The organism is Saccharothrix sp. DSM 118769, from assembly GCF_052936295.1.
Genome location: NZ_CP193627.1, coordinates 7,321,437 through 7,344,335, shown reverse-complemented (window position 1 = coordinate 7,344,335; position 22,899 = coordinate 7,321,437). Strand labels below are relative to the sequence as shown.

Sequence of the window (22,899 nt, the reverse complement as noted above, 5' to 3'; positions counted from 1 at the left end):
GGCGATCAAGGGCATTTTTCTCGGTGAAGATCGTCTCAGTGTTTTTTCGCTGAAGTCGAGAAGCGCTCATACGACGAGCACCGCGACCCCGGGTTCCCGGGATCGCGGTGCTCGAATCGGTGGAACGGGCGCGGAACCGGGTCGGGTACCGGTCCCGCGCCCGGGACCGGTACCCCTCCGGGGGCGGATCAGGTGCTGTGCGGGCAGGTGTCCCGGTACTCCGAGATCTGCGTGCTGCGGCCCGGCGCCGGGCACAGGAACTGCTCGTAGCGGGTGTCGTTGTCGATGAACCGCTTGAGCCACGCGATGCTGTACTTCGCGATGGTGGTGTTGGAGGTGTTGGGCGCGAAGTGGCTCGCGCCGTTCAGCTCCAGGTACGCCTTGTCGAGCGTGGACGGCAGCGACGTGTAGAACGGCTCGGAGTGCGACCCCACCGGCGCCACCGTGTCGTTCTCGGCGCCGACGACCAGGGTGGGCACCCGGACGCCGCCCCAGGACTTGTCGGTGTGCCACCCGGTGAGCGGGATCGCGGCCTGCAGGGCCGGCCGCTGCTCGGCGGCGCGCAGGGTGCCGCCGCCGCCCATGGAGTGACCCATCAGGCCCAGCCGCGAGGCGTCGATGCGACCGCGCACCGAGCTGCGCTGCGTCAGGTAGTCCAGCGCCGCCAGCAGCTGCGACGCCCGGCTGTCGGGCTGGTCGAGCGTGGTGTTGGTGTCGATGGTGAACACCACGAAGCCCTGGGAGGCGATGCGCGGGCCGAGCCAGGAGATCGTCGACTGCGTGCCGGTGAAGCCGGGGGAGATGGCGATGGCGCCGAACGTCCCCTCGGCCGTGCTGGTCGGGTAGTAGATCGTGCCGCCGCCGAAGCCGGTCACCGCCAGGGACGACACGGAGGTCTCGGAGGTGGAGAACGGCCCGCGGAGGGCCTCGATGCTGGAGTTGCTGGGCGCCGGACCGCGGCGGTACTCGGTCTCGGCCGCCTCGGCCGAGGGGGCGACCAACGCCAGGGCCAGCGCGGGGATCAGCGCGGGGATCAGGGTGCGGAGTTGCACGTCGGTGTACACCTCGCTTGGCAGGGAAACTGCGGACAGCGATGACCCTGCGCCACTCGGTGACCACCCCGCATCGGTGCAACCACCGGTCCACCCGAAAACTAACACTGGTAGAAAATTTGTCCCGGACCCCTTCCGCCGACGCCGGGGGGACGGCGAGACTGGCCGCATGCTGCGCGGACGCCACCGGCAGCGCGTCGCCGTCGACGCGTTGCTCGACCGTGCCCGAGCCGGTCGGGGCGGGGTCCTCGTGCTGTGCGGCGGGCCCGGGTCGGGCAAGTCGGCGATGCTCGACGACGCCCGCCGGCGGGCGGCCGGGCGCGGACCCCGGGACCGCGAGGTCCTCCTGTGCGTGGACGACGCCCACCTCCTCGACGACACCGCGTGGCTCGACGAGCTGGTCGCGGGCCTCGCCGACGAACCGGTCGCCCTGCTCGTCGCGACCGGCGGCGACCCGCGCGGCCTGCCCTGGGTGCGGCTCGACCCGCTCGACCACGCCGACAGCCTGCGCGTGCTGCGCGACCTGCGCCCCGGCCTGCCGCCCGGCCTCGCCGACGAGGTCGCCGACCTGGCCCGCGGCAACCCGCTCGCGCTGGTCGAGCTGACCCGCGCGCTCACCTCCGAGCAGATCGGCGGCACCGCGCCCCCGCCCGACGGGCTGCCCGCGGACAGCTCGCTGCGCGCCCGGTTCACCGCCCGCTTCCGGGCCCTGCCCGCGCAGGCCCGGTTCGCCGCGGCGCTGCGCGTCGTGGACGACGAGGTCGACGACGACACCCTGGCCCGGATGCCCGACCTGGACCTGGACGCCGTCGAGGACGCCCGCGCCCTGCTCGACGACGACCCCCTGGCCCGCGTCGCGCTGCGCGACGCCCTGCCGCTGCCGCTGCGGTTCGCCGCGCACGCCGCCCTGGCCGCGGCGCTGCCGCCCGGCCCGCGCCGCACCTGGCACGAGGCCGCCCGCGCGCCCGGCAACCGCGACGCGTTCGCCGACCGGCTCGCCGGGGCCGCCGGCCGCGCCCGCCGCTGCGGCGACTACCCGGCCGCCGCCCGCGACCACGACCGCGCGGCGACCCTGGCGGCCGAACCCGACACCCGCGCCCGCCACCTCGTCGCCGCCGCCACCGACCACTGGGCGCACGGCGCGCCCCGCCGCGCCCGCGTCGCCCTGCGCACCGCCGCCCGGCTCACCGACAGCGACGAGCTGCGCGCCCGCGCCGAGCTGGTCAAGGGCGGCATCGACCTGGGCCACGGCCTGCCCGACCTCGCCGTGCGCCGCCTGCTGCACGCCGCGGGCCAACTGGTGCACACCCACCGCGAGCTGGCCATCACCGCGCTGGGCTTCGCCGGCGAGGCCGCCAGCATCGCGGGCGACCACGCCCGGTACGCCGAGACCGCCGCGTTCGCCGCCCGGCTGCGCCTCCCCGACGAACCCGACCGCACCCGCGTCACCCTCGACCACCTCGCCGGCATGGCCGCCACGTTCGCCGGCCGGCACACCGAGGCGCTGCCCGCGCTGCGCTCCGCGGTGGAGCTGGCCGAACGCGTGCCGCACCCGCAGGCCAAGATCTGGGGCGGCCAGGCCGCCTACGCCCTCGGCGACGCGACCCGCGCGCACGAGCTGGCCACCAGCGCGGTGACCGCCGCCCACGAGCAGGGCCTGACCTCCCTCGTGCCGTGGGCGCTGGTCTACCGGGCGCTGTCCGCGCTGCTGCTCGACCAGCACGCGGTGGCGCTGTCGGCGGCGTTCGAGGGCGTGCACGCGGCCACCGCGATCGGCCAGCACAACGCCGTGGTCGACCACCTCACGATCCTCGCCCTGCTCGCCGCCCTGCGCGGGGACACCGACACCGCCGTGCACCGCGTCGAGGCCGCCGCCGAGCAGATCGCCCAGCGCGGCCTCGGGCGCTCCGGCACGTTCGGCGCGTGGGCGTCGGCGTGCGTCGACCTCGCCCTGGACCGCCCGGCCGACGCCCTCGACCGGCTGCGCCTGATGACGGCCGGCTCCGGCGGCGTGCACGCGGGCATCAAGGTCATGGCCGCCCCGCACGTGGTGGAGGCCGCCGTCGGCTGCGGACGCCGCTCCACCGCGGACCGCGCGCTGCGCCGCTACGAGAAGTGGGTGGGCGCCACGAACAGCCCGGCGCGGCTGGCCCTGTCGCACCGCTGCCGCGCCATGCTGGCCGACGACCCCGGCGCCGAGGAGCACTTCCGCGAGGCCATCCGGCTGCACCGGGCCAGCGGCACCGCCATGGAGCTGGCCAAGACCGAGCTGTTCTACGGGCACCGGCTGCGCCGCGGCCGCAAGCCCCGGGCCGCGCGGGACGTGCTGCGCGACGCCGTGAAGATCTTCCAGCGCTACGAGGCCGACCGCTGGGTCGCCCGCGCCCGGGCCGAGCTGCGCGCCGCCGGCGAGGCCGTCACCGCCCCCGCCGACGCGCCGCCCACCGGCGACCGGGTCGCCTCGCTCACCCCGCAGCAGGCGCAGATCGCCCGCCTGGTCGCCGAGGGCGCGACCAACCGGGAGGTCGCCGCGCGCCTGTTCCTGAGCCACCGCACCGTCGAGCACCACCTGCGCAACATCTTCGCCAGGCTCGAGGTGCGGTCCAGGGTCGAGCTGACCAGGATGCTCGACTGACGAGGAGGGGTTGCGTGCGCGAGCACTACCGGCACTGGCAGCGGATACCGACCCGGTGGCACGACAACGACGTGTACGGCCACGTCAACAACGTCGTGCACTACGCGTGGATGGACACCGTCATCAACACGTGGCTGATCACCACCGGCGGGCTGGACATCCACCGCGGACCGGCGATCGGGCTGTGCGTGGAGTCCCGCTGCAACTACCGGGCCTCCATCGCCTTCCCCGAGGCGGTCGACGCGGGCCTGCGCATCGGCCACCTCGGCCGCTCCAGCGTGCGCTGGGAGGTCGGCTTCTACCCGGAGGGGCGTGACGACGTGGTCGCCGAAGGGCACTTCGTGCACGTGTTCACCGACCGGGACACGCGCAAACCGATCGACGTACCGGCCGGGCTGCGCACCGCGATGGAGGGGCTGGTGGTCGCGTGAGGACCAGGGGCGCGGTGCTGACCGCCGTGGGCGGACCGCTGGAGGTGCTCGACCTGGAGCTGGACCCGCCCGGCCCCGGCGAGGTGCTGGTCAAGGTCGGCGCCACCGGGCTGTGCCACTCCGACCTGTCGGTGATCGACGGCTCGCGGATCAGGCCGCTGCCGATGGTCCTCGGCCACGAGGCCGCGGGCGAGGTCGTGGAGACCGGGCCGGGCGCGTCCGACTTCGCCGTCGGCGACCGGGTGGTGCTGTCGTTCGTGCCCGCCTGCGGCTCGTGCCGCCGCTGCGCGTCCGGCCGGCAGGCGCTGTGCGAACCGGGCGCGGCGGCCAACCGCGAGGGCACCCTGCTCGGCGGCGCCCGGCGGCTGCGGCTGCCCGACGGCACCCGCCCGCACCACCACCTGGGCGTGTCCGGGTTCGCCGAGTACGCCGTGGTGTCGGAGAAGTCCGCGACCCGCGTGCCCGACGACCTCGCGCCCGAGGTGGCCGCCCTGTTCGGGTGCGCCGTGCTCACCGGCGCGGGCGCGGCGTTCTACAGCGCCGCGGTGCGACCGGGCGACCGGGTCGCGGTCTTCGGGCTCGGCGGGGTCGGCCTCGCCGCCCTGCTCGCCGCCCGCGCGGCCGGGGCGTCGCGGATCGTCGCGGTGGACGTGGTGGAGCACAAGCGGGCGCTGGCCCGCAAGCTCGGGGCCACGCACGACGTGGCGGGCGGCGCGGACGCGGTGGCCGCGGTGCGCGACCTCACCGGTGGCGGCGCCGACAAGGTCATCGACACCACCGGCGTGGCGGCCGTGCTGGAGCAGGCCTACCTGGCCACCGCCCCGGGCGGCACCACGGTCACCGTCGGCCTGCCGCACCCCGACCGGACCGTGACGCTGCCCGCGCTGAGCCTGGTCGCCGAGGAGCGCACCCTCAAGGGCAGCTACCTCGGGTCGTGCGTGCCCCGGCGGGACGTGCCCCGGTTCGTCGAGCTGCACCGCACCGGGCAGCTGCCCGTGCACGAGCTGCTGTCGGGGACCCTCGCGCTGGACGACGTGAACGCCGGGTTCGCCCGTTTGGCGTCGGGGGATGCCGTCCGGCAGGTCGTCGTCCCGTGACCGGCCGGCCGGTACGGTTACCCGGATCGGGTGACGGCTAGGCAGGGGAGTGGTCCGCGGTGCGCAGACGGTCGATGCTCGCGGGTGTGGCGTCAGCGGTGGGCGGGGTGCTCGCGGGCGGGGGCTCGGCGAAAGCCTCCGGCCGCCTCGGCCTGCGCGACCACCGCCTGGTGAACCTCGCCCACGTCAACGACCCCGAGCGGACCAGCGTCTACCCCGGCGACCCGGAGTTCACCCTGTCCACGGTCACCACCGTGCCGGAGGACGGCTACTACCTCCAGTACGTGCGGCAGGGCGAGCACACCGGCACCCACTGGGGCGCGCCCGCGCACTTCAACGCCGACCAGCCGCACGCCGACGAGCTGGACACCGAGGACCTGTTCCTGCCCGCCGTGAAGGTCGACGTGCGGGAACGGGCCCGGCTCGACGCCGACTATGAGGTGAGCGTCGCCGACCTCCAGCGCTGGGAGAAGCACCACGGCCGCATCCCCCGCGAGGCGGCCGTGGTGCTGTGGACCGGCTGGGAGGACCGCTGGGGCACCGACGCGTTCTACAACCTCGACGCCGAGGGGCGGATGCACCAGCCGGGCTTCTCGCTGGCCGCCGTGGAGTGGCTGGTGGGGACCGGGCGGCTGGGCCGCCGCGGCGCGCTGGGCACCGACACGTTCAGCCCCGAGCCCGCGACCGACACCGACTACCGGGTGTCCAAGCTGCTCTACCGGGAGCACCGGATCAGCCTGGAGGTGCTGGCGAACCTCGCCGAGCTGCCCGAGCAGGGCGCGCACGTGCTGGCCGGCGGCGTGGTCAACCGGCGCGGCTCCGGTTCGCCGGCGAGCGTGTACGCGTTCGTGCCGAAGCGGTGAGCCGGGCCTGTTAGCTTCCGGTGGGTGCCCACCCACGAGGAGATCACCCGCCACCACGACCCCGACCCCGACGAGGACCCCTGGGTGCTGGGACCGCCCCCGCCCGAGGAGGTCCGCATCGTCCCCTACGACCCGGGCTGGCCCCGGTGCTATGAACGCCTCGTCGCCGACGTGCGCGCCGCGCTCGGCGACGCGGTCCTCGACGTCGAGCACGTCGGCTCGACGTCCGTGCCCGGCCTGGCCGCCAAGGACGTCGTCGACATCTCCCTCACCGTCGCCGACCCCCGCGACGAGCACGCGTACGTGCCCGCGCTGGAGCGCCTCGGCTACGTCCTCGTCATCCGCGAGCCGTCGTTCCACGAGCACCGCGCGCTGCGGCTGGCCGAACCCCGCGCCAACCTGCACGTGTACGGCCCGGACTGCCCGGAGGCGATCCGCGTGCGCATGTTCCGCGACTGGCTGCGCGCGCACCCCGAGGACCGCGAACGCTACGAGGCGGCCAAGCGCGCGGCCGTGCCCGGCGGCGGCCACGTGATGGACTACAACGCCCGCAAGCAGGACGTCATCCGCGAGATCTACGACCGCCTGTTCCGCGCCGCCGGGATGCTGTAGCCCCTCGGTCATGACGGTGCACGGTCAGGGCGGTGCGCGGTCAGGGCGGTGCGCGGAACAGGCCGTCGAGCAGCACGGGGATCGCGCGCCGGGCCGTGCCCGGGTCCGGCGCCGCGTCGACCGCGGCCTGGAGCATCGTGAACACGAGCGGCAGGTCGTCCAGCACGACGTCGCCCTTGAGGTGCCCCGCCGCCTGCGACCGGGCGAACGGGACCCGCAGCGCGTCGAGCAGGGCCCGGACCTGGCCGAGCTGGTCGGTCCGCGGCAGCCGGCGCAGCTCGTCCACCAGCGGGCGCACCGACACCTGGTGGACCAGCACCCCGCGCAGCAGCGACCGGAACGCCGCCGGGTCGTCCGCGCCCCGCCCCGCGGTCCGGCGCAGCACCGCCACCTGCTCCCGCGTCACCGCCAGCAGCAGCGCCCGGCGGTCGGAGAAGTGCCGGTACACCGTCGCCTGGCCCAACCCGGTCGCGTCGGCGAGCCGCCGCACCGACGGCACCGGCCTGCCCAGCGCCACCTCGTCCCAGGCCGCGCGCAGGATGGCCGCCCGGTTGCGGCGGGCGTCGCTGCGGTGCGGCGCTTGACGGAGGGGCACGTCGGCCATCCCGGCGGGCGAGCGGTGGATGTTACCCGGAAGTAATGAGAATAGCACCGTCTGTGATACCTCGGTTCGCCTTCGTAACGTCGGTGATCACGCGCCTTCACGCCTGGCGTCATCGAGGAAGGACTGGACGTGCGCAAACGTCTTCTCAGGGTCGTGTGTGCGGTGCTGCCCGCCGCCCTGGCGGTCGTGCTCACCACCTCCACCGCCTCCGCCGCGGCCCCCGTCGACTACGTCGCCCTCGGCGATTCCTACTCCTCCGGCACCGGTGCCCCGCCCTACACCGGCGGCACCTGCTTCCGCAGCCCCCGCGGCTACGCCCAGCTGTGGGCCGACACCCACGAGGTCTCGTCGTTCCGGTACGCCGCCTGCGGGGGTGCCACCACCGACAGCATGACCGACCAGTTCGCCTCCCTCGACGCCGGCACCGACCTGGTGTCCATCACCATCGGCGGCAACGACATCGGCTTCGCCTCCACCATGCTCACCTGCGTCACCGGCAGCGACAGCGCCTGCGTCAACGCCGTCGACGCCGGCATCTCCCAGGGCCGCACCGCGCTGCCCGCCAAGCTCGACCGCACCTACGCCACCATCCGCGCCCGCGCCCCCGGCGCCACCGTCGTCGTCCTCGGCTACCCGCGCCTCGTCGAACCCGCCGGCACCTGCCTGAGCACCACCAAGCGCACCGCCCTCAACAACGGCGCCGACGTCCTGCACGAGGTCATCTCCGCCCGCGCCACCGCCGCCGGCCTCCGCTACGTCGACGCCCGCGCGCGGTTCGCGGGCCACGGCGCCTGCGGCCGGTCGCCGTGGGTCAACTCGTTCTCCCTGCTGCGCCTCGTGGAGTCCTTCCACCCCAACGCCACCGGCTACGCCCAGGGCTACCTGCCGCTGCTCAACTCCGTGACCGGCTGACCCGCTGACCCGCTGACCTGCTGACCCGCTGACCGCCCGTCGTCCCGCGCCCGGCCGCCCTCCCCGGCGGTCGGGCGCTCCGCGGCGCTCCCCGGCGGTCGGGCGCGCTCACGGGTGGATGACCAGCCCGTGACCACCCTCGCGCTTCGCCTCGTACATCGCCTTGTCCGCGCACCGCAGCACCGACTGCGCCGTCGCCTCCGGGTCCTGCTCGGCGCAGATCACCACCCCCACCGACGCGCTGATCTCCCCGCCCAGCGCGTCCAGCACGCGGAACGCCACCTGCTCCGGCTCCTCCACGCCCTCCACCAGCACCCCGAACTCGTCACCACCCAACCGGGCGACCACGTCCGTGTCCCGCACGCACGACCGCAACCGCCGCGCCACCCGCTCCAGCAGCGCGTCGCCGTGCGCGTGACCCGACACGTCGTTGACCGACTTGAAGTCGTCCAGGTCCACGAACAACAACCCGAACGGCGAGCCCTCGCGCTGGTGCGCCGCCATCGCCTCGTCCAACCTGCGCTCGAACAGCGCCCGGTTCGCCAACCCCGTCAACGGGTCGTGGTGCGCCTGGTGCGACAGCGTGTGCTCCGACTCCCGCAGCAGCAGCACCAGCTCCGTGTTGTCCACCAGCGTCACCAGCTGCCGCAGGATCACCGCCACGAACACCGTGAACCCGCACGCGATCTCCACCGCGTCCAACGTCCCCAGCTCACCCCGCACCGTGCTGCGCAGCACCAGCACCGTGCACACCAGCAGCGGCACGTACGGCATCAGCAGGTACGCCCACTGCCACGACCGCCGCGTCCGGACCGGCCCGCCCACCGCCGCCGGCACCGGCGCCAGCGCGGCCAGGCCGATCAGCACCGGCCCCACCACGAACCCCGCGTTCGCCAGCGGCGGCACCTCCGGCGCCCGCACGCTCACCAGGTACGCGAACGCCAGGTCCGACACCGCCAGCCCGGTCAACCCCAGGCCCAGCAGTCGCAGCTGCGGGCGCAGCACCACCTTCCGGTCCGCGCTCAGCACCACCACGATCACCAGCAGCACCAGGTCCGTGATCGGGTAGGCGATCGCCACCAGGAACGCGGGCGCCGTCGGGTTGCCCGCCTCCACCAGCCTGCCCAGCGCGATCGCCCAGGCCAGCACGAACAGCGACCCCACCACGATCAGCCCGTCGAGCAGCAGCACCAGCCGCGCCGACCGCGAGCGCCGGTCCAGCAGCGCGTCCGGCGTCCCCGAACGGCGGAAACCGCCGATCACCAGCAGCGCGGCGAACGCGCACGGCACGATCCCCAGGTACCCGGCGTCCGCCACCGACGGCGACGGCACGGCCCGCTGCTCCACGAGCTGGAACCACGTCCACAGCGCCATGCCCACCGACCAGGAGAACGCGCCCAACCCCGTCGCGACCCGCCAGCTCCGGTCCGGACCGGACGTGCGCCGAGCCGTCCACCAGCAGCAACCGGTCGCGAACAGGCCCGCCGCGAGCTGGGACAGGTCGTCCAGCGCCACCTCGGCGTCCCCGCGCACGAGGTCCACGCTCGCAGCGGCGGACGCGACGGCGGCGAGCACCAGGACCACGGCCGCCGTGACGCCGAACCGCCTCGTCGCCAGCACGCGCCCCAGTGTGCCGCATTCCCGCTCCGCCGGCCCGGCCGTCCTGGAAGGATCGGCGTGTGGCAGAGCAGCAGGTCCCCGTGGCCGAGGACGTGGTGACGGAGCAGGACTACGAGCGCTTCGCGCGGCACCGGATCGCCGAGTCCGGCGGTGACGCCGACGCGTTCGGCCTCTCCTACAACGTGCTCCACCTGGCGTACATGATGATCACCGACTACGAGGCCCTCGTGCACCGCGAGCAGGGCTGGACCATGCCGGGCTTCCGGCTGATGTTCAAGCTCTGGATACTCGGCCCCACCCAGCCCGCCCGGCTGGCCGAGCTGTCCGGGACCACCCGGTCGGCCATGTCGAACCTGATCAACACGCTGGAGCGGGCCGGCCTGGTCGAGCGGACCAGGGACGGCCAGGACCGGCGCGTGGTGTTCGTGGCCCTGACCGACCAGGGGCGGGACGCGGTGTCGTCCACGTTCCCGGTGCAGAACGCCCGCGAGGCCCGCTGGTTCGAGGCGCTGGACCCGGCGGAGTGCGCGCAGATGGTGGAGCTGATCCGCCGCGTGGTGGCCTCCAGGCCGGGCTGACCGCCCTTCCCGCCGCCCTCTCCCCGCCCCGCCCCGCCTCGCGCCGCGCCCGTCGACGCGGGGCGGGGCCGCGCGCCCCATTTCCACCCGGCCGTCCTCCGAAGTGGAATTAGTGGTATTTTCAATTGATTCGTGCATGACGGTGCGCTGCCCGGCTCAGCCGACACGGGCATTCGTCGCCCCCGTCCGTTGAATTGCGAAAAATTGCGCACCGATGCCGAGGTCCGGTGTACTCGAACGGTGGAACAGCGCCGCGTCACCTCTGCGCTACATTCCTGTAACCGCCACCGCCGCAATGTTCGCCGTCACCACACCCCCGTCATCACCGCTTCCCGCCGCGTGCACGACCTCGCGGCAGAAAGGCCCCCCATGTTGACCGCAATGGCCGCGGTGGCGCTCGCGCTGTCCGCACTCACGCCGGCCGGAGAAATGGACACGTCGAGTCCGCCCCCCGATTACGTCGGGATCGAGGTGGTGACCGTCAACGGCTCCGGGTGCCCACCCGGCACCGCCGCGGTCGCCGCCTCCGCCGACCGCACCGCCTTCACCGTCACCTACAGCCAGTTCCTGGCCGAGGCCGGCGGCGGCTCGCAGCCCACCGACTTCCGCAAGAACTGCCAGCTCGTGCTGGAGGTCACCTACCCGCAGGGCTTCACGTTCGGCGTCGCCCAGGCCGACTACCGCGGGTTCGCGCACCTCAAGCACGGTGCCAGCGGCCTGGAGCAGGGCAACTACTACTTCACCGGCACCTCGCCCACCTCGCGCCGGAGCCACGCGTTCGCCGGGCCGTACAGCGACAACTGGCAGGCCACCGACACCACCGAGTGGGATGCCATCGTCTACGCCCCGTGCGGCGAGCGGCGACTGTTCAACGTGAACACCGAACTGCGCGTGCAAGCCGGTTCTTCGAGCGGTGTCAGTTTCATGGTGATGGATTCCACCGACAGCAGCGTCAGCACCGAGTACCACTTCTCCTGGAAGCGCTGCTGAGCCGTTCACCCTGAACGCCGCACCGCTTCGCGTCAGTTGACACCGCCGTTGTTCACACGTACCGGACCCGCTTCGGAAGGTGCCTCATGTTCAACTTCGCGGCAGCGGCCGCACTGGCGATGTCGGTGATCATATTCCCACCGGGCGGGGCGCCCAACACCACGCCGCCGCCCGAGTACATCACCATCGACGTGGTGACCGTGAACGGCTCCGGGTGCCCGCCCGGCAGCGCCGCGGTGGCCGTGTCCCCGGACAACAAGGCGTTCACGGTCACCTACAGCGAGTTCCTGGCGCAGGTGGGCGTCGGCGCCCTGCCCACCGATTTCCGGAAGAACTGCCAGCTCAACCTGAGGGTCAACGTCCCGCAGGGCTTCACCTACGGCATCGCCCAGGCCGACTACCGCGGGTTCGCCCACCTCGAACGCGGCGCCACCGGCCTGGAGCGGGCGAACTACTACTTCCAGGGCATGTCGCCGACGGCGTACAAGAGCCACCCGTACAGCGGCCCGCTCAGCGACGACTGGCAGGCGACGGACACCACCGAGATCGCCGCCATCGTCTACCACCCGTGCGGCGAGCAGCGGAACTTCAACATCAACACCGAGCTGCGGGTGGGCGCCGGTACCTCCGACCCGGCGACCACGACGAGCTTCATGTCGATGGACTCGACCGACGGCAGCTTCAACACCACCTACCACTTCGCGTGGAAGCCTTGCCCGTAACGAGGGCCGCAGTGGGACGCCCCGACCGCGCGACCGCGCGCGGTCGGGGTGGAAGCACGTACGCGGTACCGCCGCAGTAGCCCCAAGTCCGCCTGTCCCGCCGTTCCCGGATGGAACGCTGCACGCCGTCCGGAACGGCTCAGGCGGTCGGCTCGTTGGCGATCCCGAACGGCACGTGCACGCATGGGACCATGGACGCGGACTCCAGGTGGCTTTGCTGGTCGTCGAAGAAGATGTGCGGGCGCAGAACTGCCAAAACCTTGCGCTTCTCGATGCCGCCGAGGAAGAACGCGTCGTTGACGAGGAGCCCCCACTCCTTGATGCTCCGCAGGGCCCGTTCGTGCGAGGGGGCGTTGCGCGCGGTGACGATCGACACCCGCAGGCGCGTCCGATACTCGCGGTCCGAGGCCCTCACCTCTTCTTCACGGGCGCGGATCCGGTTGATCGCCTGGGAGAAGGCTTGAAGGGGGCCGGGGTTGTGGGCGGTTGCGACGTTGAGCCGTTCGTGCTCGTGGAAACTCTGGAGGTCGCCGTTCTTCATCACCCGCTCCGATTCGTCGTCGGCCAGGACGGAGTCGAAGTCGAACGCGATCCGAAGTTCTGAACCCTCGTCGTCGACGAAGGTCGACTTGAGGACGCGCCCGGCGGGAAGACCTGCGGAGTTCGCGGAGTGCACGTCTTCCTCATTTGCGGAGAGGAACAACGACATGTTGAGGGCTTCCACGAACTGGTGAGGTGATCTGCCCTGCTGGAAGATCGCCCTGGTGATCGGCAAGCCGTGGTGCTGGATCGAGCGCATCACCCGTAGTCCGGTGTCCGGGCTGTTCTTGGACAGCACGATCACCTCCACGAGGGGGTCTTCGTCGGCTGCGAGGTCGTTGAGCATCAGCAAGCGCTTGACGAAGGGGAACGCGACGCCCGGCTTGAGCGGCTTGTCCGCCCGCTGCTCCTGGTAATCGCGGTAGGCCGCGACCCCCTTCTTGCGGAAGACCCTGTCGGATTTCTTCAGGTCGAACAGTGCGCTGGACGCGATACCGATGACCAGGCGGTCGTTCAAGTCGTAGGTCATGGTCCACTCCACGGGTTCGTCGTTCGGGAAGCGGACACTACGTTCGGAAGAGTGATATGGACAGTCACCTGATCGGGTGAACCGCGCAACCTGGGACAACGTGGATCGCATTACTCATGTTGCCGAGAGAATTCGGAAACCAGCGGTACCGGGCCGAGCTGAACGAGGATCCGCTACGACCTCGGACCGGGCGCCGCAGCGCGGTGGGGAACCCCGCGTGCCCGGACCACGCTGTCCGGGCACGCGGGAAGGTGTCGCACCCGGACCACGCTGTGCGGGCGCGCACAGGGGATGCGCGCCGGACCACGCTGTCCGGCGCGCACGAAGGGCGCCCCCGGTGCCGGACCGCGCTGTCCGGCACCGGGGACGAAACTCAGACGAGCGGCCGGTCCGTCGGGTCGATCGGGCGCGGCAGGACCGACCGGCCGGTCAGGTAGGCGTCGACGCCCGCCGCGGCGGAGCGACCCTCGGCGATGGCCCACACGATGAGCGACTGGCCGCGGCCCATGTCGCCGGCCACGAAGACGCCGTCCACGGAGGTGGCGTACGCGTCGTCGCGGGCCACGTTGCCGCGCGGGTCGAGGGTGACGCCCAGGTCGGTCAGCAGGCCGTCCTTCTCCGGGCCGACGAAGCCCATGGCCAGGGTCACCAGCTGGGCCGGGATCTCGCGCTCGCTGCCCGGCACCGGCTCGAACCTGCCGCCCGCGGCCCGCACCTCGACGAGGCGCAGGGACTGCACGGCCCCGGACTCGTCACCGGTGAACTCCACCGTGGACACCGAGTACAGCCGCTCGCCGCCCTCCTCGTGGGCCGACGTCACCCGGTACAGCATCGGGTAGGTCGGCCACGGGTTGGCTTCGGCGCGCTGCTCCGGCGGCCTGGGCATGATCTCCAGCTGGGTGACCGACAGCGCGCCCTGGCGGTGGGCGGTGCCCACGCAGTCCGCGCCCGTGTCGCCGCCGCCGATGACGACCACGTGCTTGCCGGCCGCCGTGATGGGGGGTTCGGCCAGCAGGCCCGCCGCGACCCGGTTCGCGCCCGGCAGGTACTCCATCGCCTGGTGCACGCCGGACAGCGAACGGCCCGGCACGGGCAGGTCGCGCCACGCCGTCGCGCCGCCCGCCAGGACCACCGCGTCGTAGGACGCGCGCAGGTCCTCGACGGTGACGTCCACGCCCACGTCGACGCCCGTGCGGAACTCGGTGCCCTCGGCGCGCATCTGCTCCAGGCGCCGGTCGAGCCGCCACTTCTCCATCTTGAACTCGGGGATGCCGTAGCGCAGCAGCCCGCCGACGGCGTCGGCCCGCTCCAGCACGGTCACCGCGTGCCCGGCCCGCGTCAGCTGCTGCGCCGCCGCCAGCCCCGCCGGGCCGGAGCCGACGACGGCCACCGCGCGACCGGTCTTCGCGACGGGCGGCTGGGGCGTGACCCAGCCCTCGTCCCACGCCCGGTCGATGATGGAGATCTCGACGCGCTTGATGGTGACGGGGTCGCCGTTGATGCCGACCACGCACGCCGCCTCGCACGGCGCCGGGCACAGGGTGCCGGTGAACTCTGGGAAGTTGTTCGTGGCGTGCAGCCGCTCGGCGGCCGCGCGCCAGTCCTCCTTCCACACCAGGTTGTTCCACTCGGGGATGAGGTTGCCCAGTGGACAGCCCTGGTGGCAGAACGGGATGCCGCAGTCCATGCAGCGCCCGGCCTGCTTCTCCAGCCGGGGCCGCTCGAACTCCTCGTACACCTCGCGCCAGTCGCGCAGCCGCAGGAACACCGGGCGGCTGCGCGGCGTCTCGCGCTGCGTGGTGAGGAAGCCGCGTGGGTCAGCCATGAGACGCCTCCATGATCGCCGCGTCGACGTCGCGGCCCTCCAGCTCGGCGCGGGCCTGCGCGGCCAGCACTCGCTTGTAGTCCTTGGGCATGACCTTGGTGAACCGCTCGACGGCGAGGTCCCAGTCGGCGAGCAGCGCGTGCGCCACGGCCGACTCGGTCTCGACGTAGTGCTTCTCGACGGCGGTCCGCAGGAACGCCCGGTCGGTGTCGTCCACCGGGTCGAGGTCGACCATCTCGCCGTTGACGCGCCCGACCGAGGCGTCGAGCACGTAGGCGATGCCGCCGGACATGCCGGCGGCGAAGTTGCGCCCGGTGGGCCCGAGCACGACGACGCGCCCGCCGGTCATGTACTCGCAGCCGTGGTCGCCGACGCCCTCGACGACGGCGAGCGCGCCGGAGTTGCGCACGCAGAACCGCTCGCCGACGCGGCCCCGGATGAACACCTCGCCGGACGTGGCGCCGTAGGCGATGACGTTGCCGGCGATGACCTGCTGCTCGGCGGCGAACTGCGCGTCGGGCACGGGTCGGATCGTGACGCGCCCGCCGGACAGGCCCTTGGCGACGTAGTCGTTGCCGTCGCCGACGAGCCGCAGGGTGATGCCGCGCGGCAGGAACGCGCCGAACGACTGGCCGGCGGTGCCGGTGAACGTGACGTCGATCGTGTCGTCGGGCAGGCCGGTCCCGCCCCAGCGCCGGGTGACCTCGGAGCCGAGCATGGTGCCGACGGTGCGGTTGACGTTGCGGACGGGCAGTTCGAGCCGCACCCGGTCGCCGGAGGCGATGGCGCCCTCGGCGAGCTGGATGAGCGTGTTGTCGAGCGCCTTCTCCAGCCCGTGGTCCTGGGTGACGACCTGGTGGCGCGCCGCGCCCTCGGGCAGTTCGGGCACGTGGAAGATGGGCGACAGGTCGAGCCCGGCGGCCTTCCAGTGGTCCACGGCGGCGCGGGTGTCGAGCAGGTCGGCGTGGCCGACGGCCTCGGCGAGGGTCCGGAAACCCAGGGAGGCGAGCAGTTCGCGCACCTCCTGCGCGATGAACTCGAAGAAGTTCACGACGTGCTCGGCCTTGCCCGCGAACTTGGCGCGCAGCGCGGGGTTCTGCGTGGCGACGCCCACGGGGCAGGTGTCGAGGTGGCAGACCCGCATCATGACGCAGCCGGACACGACCATGGGCGCGGTGGCGAAGCCGAACTCCTCCGCGCCGAGCAGCGCGGCGACGACGACGTCCCGGCCGGTCTTGAGCTGGCCGTCGGCCTGCACGACGATGCGGTCGCGCAACCGGTTGAGCAGCAGCGTCTGCTGGGTCTCGGCGAGCCCCAGCTCCCAGGGGCCGCCCGCGTGCTTGATGGACGACAGGGGGGACGCGCCGGTGCCGCCGTCGTGGCCGGAGATGAGCACGACGTCGGCGTGCGCCTTGGACACGCCCGCCGCGACCGTGCCGACGCCGACCTCGGAGACGAGCTTCACGTGGACGCGCGCCGCCGGGTTGGCGTTCTTCAGGTCGTGGATGAGCTGGGCGAGGTCCTCGATGGAGTAGATGTCGTGGTGCGGTGGCGGCGAGATGAGGCCGACGCCGGGCGTGGAGTGCCGGGTCTTGGCGATCCACGGGTACACCTTGCCGCCGGGGAGCTGGCCGCCCTCGCCGGGCTTCGCGCCCTGCGCCATCTTGATCTGGATGTCGTCGGCGTTGACGAGGTACTCGGAGGTGACGCCGAACCGGCCGGAGGCGACCTGCTTGATGGCGCTGCGCCGCGAGTCGCCGTTGGCGTCGGGGGTGAACCGCTCGGCGTCCTCGCCGCCCTCACCGGTGTTGGACCGCGCGCCCAGCCGGTTCATGGCGATGGCCAGCACCTCGTGCATCTCCTGCGAGATGGACCCGTAGGACATGGCGCCGGTGGCGAACCGCGTGACGATGGACGAGACCGGTTCGACCTCGTCGATCGGCACGGGCGGTCGCACGCCCTCCTTGAACGCGAACAGCCCGCGCAGCGTCATGAGCCGCTTGGACTGCTCGTCGACGGCCCGCGTGTACTCCTTGAAGATGTCGTACCGGCCGGAACGGGTGGAGTGCTGGAGCTTGAACACGGTGGTGGGGTTGAACAGGTGCGCCTCGCCCTCGCGGCGCCACTGGTAGTCGCCGCCGGTGGGCAGTTCGCGGTGGTGCGCCCGGACGCCGTCGGCCGGGAACGCGGTGCGGTGCCGCCGGGCGACCTCTTCGGCGAGGACGTCGAAGCCGACGCCGCCGAGCCGGGAGGTGGTGCCGGTGAAGCAGGTGTCGACGACCTCGGCGCCGAGGCCGATGGCCTCGAAGATCTGCGCGCCGGTGTAGGAGGCGACGGTGGAGACGCCCATCTTGGACATGGTCTTGCGGACGCCCTTGCCGAGCGCCTTGATCAGGTTGCGGGTGGCGACGGCGGGGTCGACGCCGGGCAGCTCCTCCACGGAGGCCATGGCCAGGTAGGGGTTGACGGCCTTGGCGCCGTAGCCGATGAGCAGCGCGATGTGGTGCACCTCGCGGGCGTCGCCCGCCTCGACGATGAGGTCGACCTGGGTGCGGGTCTTCTCCCGCACGAGGTGGTGGTGCACCGCGCCGGTGAGCAGCAGCGACGGGATGGGCGCGTGCTCGGCGTCCACGCCCCGGTCGGACAGCACGACGAGCCGCGCGCCGTCCCGGATGGCCCGGGACACCTCGGAGCGGATCTCGTCGAGCCGCCGCACGAGGGCCTCGCCGCCGCCCGCGACGTCGTAGAGGCCGCGCACGGTGAACGTGCGGAACTCGGGGAGGGTGCCGTCGTCGTCGACGTGGACGAGCTTGGCCAGCTCGTCGTTGTCGAGCACCGGGAACGGCAGCGAGATGCGCCGGCAGGAGGTGGCGTCGGCGGCGAGCAGGTTGGGTTCCGCGCCGAGGGTGGCGTGCAGCGAGGTCACCAGCTCCTCGCGGATCGCGTCCAGCGGCGGGTTGGTGACCTGCGCGAACAGTTGCGTGAAGTAGTCGAACAGCTGGCGCGGCAGGTCCGAGAGCGGCGCGAACGGGGCGTCGTTGCCCATCGAGCCGATGGGTTCGGCGCCGGTGCGGGCCATGGGTTCGAGCAGGAGCGCCAGCTCCTCCTCGGTGTAGCCGAACGCCTGCTGCCGCCGCACGAGCGAGGAGTGGGTGGGTACCTCGCGCTCGCGGTCGGGCAGGTCGGACAGGTGCAGGACGCCGTCGGCGACCCACTGCTCGTAGGGGTGCTCGGCGGCGAGCTGCCCCTTGATCTCCTCGTCGTCGATGATCCGCCCCTGGGCGGTGTCGACGAGGAACATGCGCCCGGGTTCCAGCCGGCCCTTGCGCACGATGGTGGCGGGGTCGAACTCCAGCACGCCGGCTTCGCTGCCGAGGACGACGAGGCCGTCCTCGGTGACCCAGTAGCGGGCGGGGCGCAGGCCGTTGCGGTCGAGGACGGCGCCGATGAGGGTGCCGTCGGTGAACGACACGAGCGCGGGGCCGTCCCAGGGTTCCATGAGCGTGGAGTGGAACTCGTAGAACGCCCGCCGCGCGGGGTCCATCTCGGTGTGGTTCTCCCACGCCTCGGGGATCATCATGAGCACCGCGTGCGGCAGGCTGCGCCCGCCCAGGTGCAGCAGTTCCAGCACCTCGTCGAAGGTCGCCGAGTCGCTCGCGCCGCGGGTGATGACCGGGAAGACCCGGGACAGGTCGCCGGGGACGAGGTCGGTGGCGAGCACGGACTCGCGGGCGTCCATCCAGTTGCGGTTGCCGCGCAGGGTGTTGATCTCGCCGTTGTGCGCCACGTACCGGTACGGGTGGGCCAGCGGCCACGACGGGAACGTGTTGGTGGAGAACCGGGAGTGCACGAGGCCGATGGAGCTGGTGACCCGCTCGTCGGTGAGGTCGGGGAAGAACCGCTCCACCTGGGGTTCGGTGAGCATGCCCTTGTAGACGACGGTGCGCCCGGACAGGCTCGGGAAGTACACGTCGGCGGCGTGCTCGGCGCGCTTGCGCACCACGAAGGCCAGGCGTTCCAGCTCCAGGCCGCCGATCCCGCCCGGACCGGCGAGGAAGAGCTGGCTGAAGGCGGGCATGGTGGTCTTCGCGGTGGGGCCGACGTGGTCGGTGTCCACCGGCAGGTCGCGCCAGCCGAGGACGGTGGCGCCCTCCTCGGCGGCGATGCGCTCGACCTCGGCGCGGACGGCGTCCTGGTCCTCGTGCGGGAGGAACGCGGTGCCGACGGCGTAGGTCCCCGGCTCGGGCAGGGGGAAGCCGACGACCTCGCGGTAGAAGGCGTCGGGCACCTGGATCAGGATGCCCGCGCCGTCGCCGGTGTCGGGTTCGGCGCCCCGCGCGCCGCGGTGTTCGAGGTTGCGCAGGGCGACCAGGGCTTGGCGCACGATCGCGTGGTTCCTGCGCCCGGCCAGGTCGGCGACGAAGGCGACGCCGCAGGCGTCGTGCTCGTGCTGCGGGTCGTAGAGGCCGCTTGGCGGCTGGAGGTGGTGGGTCACGACGGGCCCTCCCGTGGCGTCAGTTCAGTCGGCCCTGTGTTCCGGGCAGACGGAGACGGCCGATCGCCCGCGCGCGGCTTTACGCGGACGGGTCGGCCTGCATGTACTGGCTGGGGGTCCACGCCGGGAGATCGTCGGCGTGGGGACCGCACTCCGTTGTGCGGGACAACTGCACTTCCTTGTGCGCGTGCTCCGCGGCCGGATGGGGCCGAGGGGGACGTGCCGAGCGGTGCACCGGGGTTGCCGGGGTCTTGTGACGATAGTGTGAATTCGCGGTTATGGCTCTAGTCCGACAGGGCGTCGTGGTGAATCCCACCCCTACTTGACGCCGTTCCTACCAGCGGGGTACGCCCGGTCGGACCAGAAATCCCTTCACGTCTATCGCTTCAGTGCATGGTGAGATCAGGCGCCGGCGCGGCGGGCGGCCCTCAGGCACGCGCCCGCGCCCAGCAGCAGCAGGGTCGCGACGCCGGCCTGCCACCAGGCGGACTCGTCGACGGCGAGGATCACGTTCACCCCGGCGACCAGCGTGAACAGGGCGGCGAGGAGCGTCCACAGCCGGCGCTCGGACTTCTCGCCGCGCGGCACCAGGAGCGGGGTGGGCGGGTGGGTCACGGCGAGCACCTCCAGTCGGGTCCTGTCGCGCTCGACGGCGACAAGTCGGGTTCGTGTACCCGCACTTTGCGTACCTCACACCTCGGTGTGAAGACTTTTTTCAGGCGACCGGGGAGGTGGGTGCGGAGCGTGATCGGATCAGCCGATCGTTACTCCGAACAGGACACCCACGTAGTAGGTGACGAGCATCGTCAGTGACCCGACGACGACGTTGCGGCGCACCGCGCGCCCCACCCGGCTCGCGCCCAGGCGGGCGCTGACGACGCCCGTCAGGGCCAGTCCGACCAGGACGGCCGCCGCGCACGCCCACACCCGCCACGCCGTCGGCGGCAGCACGATCGCCACCAGCGGGACGAGCGCGCCCGCGGCGAAGGCCGCGAACGACGTCCACGCCGCGTGCCACGGGTTGGTGAGGTCGTCGGGGTCGATGTGCAGCTCGGCCTCGGCGTGCGCGCGCAGGGCGTCCCGCTCGGTCAGCTCGTGGGCGACCTGCGCGGCGAGGTCCTCGGGCAGGCCCTTGTCGTGGTAGATCCCGGCGAGCTCGCGCTCCTCCGCCTCGGGCGTCTCGCGCAGCTCCCGGGCCTCCAGGAGCAGCGCGGCGCGCTCGGTGTCGCGCTGGGTGCTGACCGAGACGTACTCGCCGCCCGCCATCGACAGCGAGCCCGCGACGAGCCCCGCGAGACCCGCGGCGAGGACGGCGGTGCGGTCGGGGGTGGCGCCCGCGACGCCGACGACGAGCCCCGCGGTGGACACGATCCCGTCGTTGGCGCCGAGCACGCCGGCGCGCAGCCGGTTGAGGCGGCCGGCGAGGGAGTCGTGGTGCGGTTCGCCTGCGTGGGTCATGACGGTGATCGAACCACCGGCTCGGCCACCGGGTGGAGCGCGGGTCGCGAACGGGTGAGGGGCTGGACGGCGGCGGCGCGGCGGCGCGGTCCGCTCCCGTTCCTGACGAATCGACGCGCGGCGCGGTGCTGCGGGTCAGCCGGACTCGATGATGCGCCACTGGGGTCCGCCGACCCAGGTGGCCTCCAGGCGGGAGCGGTGGCCGGCGCCGGTGAACTCGACGACCACGGCGTCGGCGGGCTGCTCGACGGTGGCCGCGAAGCCCTGGCGCGGGGTGGCGGAGAGGGGGTCGATGCCGCCGGCGGAGAAGCGGACGGCCGCTACGCCGCCCTGGAGCGTGAAGCTGCGCAGGTAGACGGGGCGGCCGTCCTGCTCGGTCCAGGTGCCCTCCTCGGAGGGCAGTTGCTGCTGCTGCGCCGCGGTCGCGGTCGTGGTCGTCGTGGTGGTGGTCGTGGTGGTGGGCTGGGTGGTGACGACGGGGGCGGCGGTGGTGGTCGTGGTGGCGGCGGTCGTCGTCGTGGTCGTCGCGGTGGTGGTGACCTGCGAGGACTGGTCGACCGGGCCGGCGACCACGCGGGGGCGCTCGGGCACGCCCGCGTCGAGCACGAACCGGATGCCGAGCCAGGACAGCGCGACCGCGACGGCGGTGGAGGCCGACCAGGCGGCGAGGTACTGGAGGCCGCGGGGCACGGTCAGCCCCGGTCGGCGGTCGGTCGGGCGCCCTGGTCGGCGGTCGGCCGGACGTCCTGGTCGGCGGTCGGCCGGGCGCCGTCGGTGACGTGGTGGCCGACGTCGTCGTGGTCGGCGGCGTCGAGGACGGTGTCGAGCAGGCGGGGGAAGCGGGCGTCGAGGTCCTCGCGGCGCAGCCGGAAGTAGCAGCGGGTGCCCTCCTCGCGCCGCCAGGTGAGGCCGGCGGTGTTGAGGACCTTGAGGTGGTGGCTGAGGGTGGACTTGGCCACGGGGGCGGTGAACTCGCCGAAGTTGCGCTCCTCGCCGTCGGCGAGCAGGCGCACCAGGCCGACGCGGAGGGGGTCGCTGAGCGCCGCGAGGACGTCGGTCAGGCGCAGCCGGTCGACGTCGGGGTTGAAGTCGGTGTGGCGCACCGGCACAGTCTAGTTGTTCGACAGTTTGCGAACGTTGCTCCGATGCGCGTAGGTTGTTCGTTGTTCGTAGAACGTCAAACGACCGAGTGGGGCAGTCATGGAGTTCACCGATCGGGTCGCGCTCGTCACCGGCAGCACCGCGGGCATCGGGCGCGAGGTCGCCTCGCTGCTCGCCGCGGCCGGCGCCGCCGTCGTCGTGACCGGGCGGGACGAGGCCCGCGGCGCGGCCACCGTCGCCGCGATCGAGGCCGACGGCGGGCGGGCGGAGTTCGTCCGGACCGATATGGGCGACCTCGGGTCCGTGCGCGCCCTGGCCGAGGCGGCGGGCGAGGTCGACGTGCTGGTCAACAACGCGGGCATCTTCCCGTTCACGCCCACCGCCGAGCAGGACCCGGAGGGCTACCAGGAGCTGTTCGACGTCAACGTGCGCGCGCCGTTCTTCCTCACCGCCGCCCTGCTGCCCGGCATGGCCGAGCGGGGGCGCGGCGCGGTCGTCACCGTCTCGACCTCGGCCACCGCCAAGGGCTTCCCCGGCGCCGCCGCCTACGCCGCCACCAAGGGCGCCCTGGAGTCGCTGACCCGCACGTGGGCCGTCGAGTACGCGGGCACCGGCGTGCGGGTCAACACCGTCTCCCCGGGCCCCACCGGCACCGACAACGCGCTGGCCCTGCTCGGCGACGGGGCGGCGGCGATGGTGGCGGGCGTGCCGCTGCGGCGCCTCGCCTCGTCCCGCGAGATCGCCGAGACGATCGTGTTCCTGGCCTCGGAGCGGGCGTCGTACGTGCACGGGGCGACCCTGTTCGCGGACGGCGGCCAGACCATCTCCTGAGCGC

At 72.9% G+C, this 22,899-nt stretch carries 20 protein-coding genes; 10 read left to right on the top strand and 10 right to left on the bottom strand.

All coding sequences use genetic code 11. The features are described 5' to 3' along the window. Positions 1-188: 188 nt before the first annotated feature. On the bottom strand, positions 189-1,052 hold the full coding sequence (bdeA, locus tag ACRAKJ_RS30585; protein WP_438926000.1) for a bis(hydroxyethyl) terephthalate hydrolase: 864 nt from the start codon (positions 1,050-1,052) through the stop codon (positions 189-191). Between the two features lie 169 nt (positions 1,053-1,221). Here bdeA and ACRAKJ_RS30580 point away from each other — a divergent pair, with 169 nt between their 5' ends. The 5 genes from ACRAKJ_RS30580 (at position 1,222) to ACRAKJ_RS30560 (ending at position 6,690) form a co-directional block, all read left to right on the top strand. Further along, complete coding sequence (locus ACRAKJ_RS30580; protein WP_438925999.1) at positions 1,222-3,687, top strand: LuxR C-terminal-related transcriptional regulator; 2,466 nt, start codon at positions 1,222-1,224, stop codon at positions 3,685-3,687. Positions 3,688-3,701: 14 nt separating this feature from the next. Further along, entirely contained in the window at positions 3,702-4,118 is a 417-nt protein-coding gene (locus ACRAKJ_RS30575; protein ID WP_438925998.1) for a thioesterase family protein, read from the top strand. After that, complete coding sequence (locus ACRAKJ_RS30570; protein WP_438925997.1) at positions 4,115-5,215, top strand: zinc-binding dehydrogenase; 1,101 nt, start codon at positions 4,115-4,117, stop codon at positions 5,213-5,215. The genes ACRAKJ_RS30575 and ACRAKJ_RS30570 overlap by 4 nt, the downstream gene beginning before the upstream one ends. Positions 5,216-5,301: 86 nt before the next feature. Then, complete coding sequence (locus ACRAKJ_RS30565) at positions 5,302-6,078, top strand: cyclase family protein (protein ID WP_438925996.1); 777 nt, start codon at positions 5,302-5,304, stop codon at positions 6,076-6,078. 24 nt (positions 6,079-6,102) lie between these two features. Next, positions 6,103-6,690 (top strand): GrpB family protein, encoded by a 588-nt coding sequence (locus ACRAKJ_RS30560; RefSeq protein ID WP_438925995.1) that lies wholly within the window; start codon positions 6,103-6,105, stop codon positions 6,688-6,690. A 40-nt stretch (positions 6,691-6,730) separates the two neighbouring features. On the opposite strand, the gene ACRAKJ_RS30555 is transcribed toward ACRAKJ_RS30560, so the two are convergent. Then, the gene (locus ACRAKJ_RS30555) at positions 6,731-7,285 is read right to left on the bottom strand and encodes a TetR family transcriptional regulator (protein ID WP_438925994.1); all 555 of its coding nucleotides are present in this window, start codon (positions 7,283-7,285) and stop codon (positions 6,731-6,733) included. 138 nt (positions 7,286-7,423) lie between these two features. Here ACRAKJ_RS30555 and ACRAKJ_RS30550 point away from each other — a divergent pair, with 138 nt between their 5' ends. Further along, positions 7,424-8,206, top strand: a complete 783-nt coding sequence (locus ACRAKJ_RS30550; protein ID WP_438925993.1) for a GDSL-type esterase/lipase family protein — start codon at positions 7,424-7,426, stop codon at positions 8,204-8,206. Positions 8,207-8,314: 108 nt separating this feature from the next. Here the strand turns inward: ACRAKJ_RS30550 and ACRAKJ_RS30545 are convergent, their stop codons facing one another. Further along, positions 8,315-9,826 (bottom strand): diguanylate cyclase domain-containing protein, encoded by a 1,512-nt coding sequence (locus ACRAKJ_RS30545; protein WP_438925992.1) that lies wholly within the window; start codon positions 9,824-9,826, stop codon positions 8,315-8,317. Positions 9,827-9,885: 59 nt separating this feature from the next. Between ACRAKJ_RS30545 and ACRAKJ_RS30540 the strand changes: the two genes are divergently transcribed. The 3 genes from ACRAKJ_RS30540 (at position 9,886) to ACRAKJ_RS30530 (ending at position 12,116) form a co-directional block, all read left to right on the top strand. After that, positions 9,886-10,404: a MarR family transcriptional regulator gene (locus tag ACRAKJ_RS30540; RefSeq protein ID WP_438925991.1), complete on the top strand. Its 519-nt coding sequence runs from the start codon at positions 9,886-9,888 to the stop codon at positions 10,402-10,404. 369 nt (positions 10,405-10,773) lie between these two features. Next, a complete protein-coding gene (locus tag ACRAKJ_RS30535; protein WP_438926003.1) occupies positions 10,774-11,394 on the top strand; it encodes a DUF4360 domain-containing protein in 621 nt (206 codons plus the stop codon). 86 nt (positions 11,395-11,480) lie between these two features. Further along, a complete protein-coding gene (locus ACRAKJ_RS30530; protein ID WP_438925990.1) occupies positions 11,481-12,116 on the top strand; it encodes a DUF4360 domain-containing protein in 636 nt (211 codons plus the stop codon). A 139-nt stretch (positions 12,117-12,255) separates the two neighbouring features. Here ACRAKJ_RS30530 and ACRAKJ_RS30525 read toward each other — a convergent pair whose 3' ends face one another. The 7 genes from ACRAKJ_RS30525 to ACRAKJ_RS30495 form a co-directional block, all read right to left on the bottom strand. Further along, positions 12,256-13,185 carry a 5'-nucleotidase gene (locus ACRAKJ_RS30525; RefSeq protein ID WP_438925989.1) on the bottom strand — a complete coding sequence of 310 codons (930 nt, stop codon included), beginning with the start codon at positions 13,183-13,185 and terminating at the stop codon, positions 12,256-12,258. Between the two features lie 373 nt (positions 13,186-13,558). Continuing rightward, positions 13,559-15,010, bottom strand: coding sequence for a glutamate synthase subunit beta (locus ACRAKJ_RS30520; RefSeq protein WP_447008758.1), 1,452 nt, complete (start codon positions 15,008-15,010; stop codon positions 13,559-13,561). Then, the gene (gltB, locus tag ACRAKJ_RS30515; protein WP_438926577.1) at positions 15,003-19,505 is read right to left on the bottom strand and encodes a glutamate synthase large subunit; all 4,503 of its coding nucleotides are present in this window, start codon (positions 19,503-19,505) and stop codon (positions 15,003-15,005) included. Before gltB ends, ACRAKJ_RS30520 begins: the two co-directional genes overlap by 8 nt. A gap of 402 nt (positions 19,506-19,907) precedes the next feature. After that, complete coding sequence (locus ACRAKJ_RS30510) at positions 19,908-20,120, bottom strand: hypothetical protein (protein WP_438926576.1); 213 nt, start codon at positions 20,118-20,120, stop codon at positions 19,908-19,910. A 138-nt stretch (positions 20,121-20,258) separates the two neighbouring features. Further along, complete coding sequence (locus ACRAKJ_RS30505; protein WP_438926575.1) at positions 20,259-20,963, bottom strand: VIT1/CCC1 transporter family protein; 705 nt, start codon at positions 20,961-20,963, stop codon at positions 20,259-20,261. A 135-nt stretch (positions 20,964-21,098) separates the two neighbouring features. After that, positions 21,099-21,653, bottom strand: a complete 555-nt coding sequence (locus ACRAKJ_RS30500; RefSeq protein ID WP_438926574.1) for a hypothetical protein — start codon at positions 21,651-21,653, stop codon at positions 21,099-21,101. Between the two features lie 2 nt (positions 21,654-21,655). Further along, the gene (locus tag ACRAKJ_RS30495; RefSeq protein ID WP_438926573.1) at positions 21,656-22,066 is read right to left on the bottom strand and encodes an ArsR family transcriptional regulator; all 411 of its coding nucleotides are present in this window, start codon (positions 22,064-22,066) and stop codon (positions 21,656-21,658) included. A gap of 97 nt (positions 22,067-22,163) precedes the next feature. Between ACRAKJ_RS30495 and ACRAKJ_RS30490 the strand changes: the two genes are divergently transcribed. Then, positions 22,164-22,895: an SDR family oxidoreductase gene (locus ACRAKJ_RS30490; RefSeq protein WP_438926572.1), complete on the top strand. Its 732-nt coding sequence runs from the start codon at positions 22,164-22,166 to the stop codon at positions 22,893-22,895. Positions 22,896-22,899: the final 4 nt, after the last annotated feature.

Coding starts and splice junctions, on each gene's coding strand:
- ACRAKJ_RS30580 (WP_438925999.1), top strand. CDS start 1,222: ATGCTGCGCGGACGCCACCGGCAGCGCGTCGCCGTCGACGCGTTGCTC.
- ACRAKJ_RS30535 (WP_438926003.1), top strand. CDS start 10,774: ATGTTGACCGCAATGGCCGCGGTGGCGCTCGCGCTGTCCGCACTCACG.
- ACRAKJ_RS30530 (WP_438925990.1), top strand. CDS start 11,481: ATGTTCAACTTCGCGGCAGCGGCCGCACTGGCGATGTCGGTGATCATA.
- ACRAKJ_RS30525 (WP_438925989.1), bottom strand. CDS start 13,185: ATGACCTACGACTTGAACGACCGCCTGGTCATCGGTATCGCGTCCAGC.
- ACRAKJ_RS30520 (WP_447008758.1), bottom strand. CDS start 15,010: ATGGCTGACCCACGCGGCTTCCTCACCACGCAGCGCGAGACGCCGCGC.
- ACRAKJ_RS30505 (WP_438926575.1), bottom strand. CDS start 20,963: ATGACCCACGCAGGCGAACCGCACCACGACTCCCTCGCCGGCCGCCTC.
- ACRAKJ_RS30490 (WP_438926572.1), top strand. CDS start 22,164: ATGGAGTTCACCGATCGGGTCGCGCTCGTCACCGGCAGCACCGCGGGC.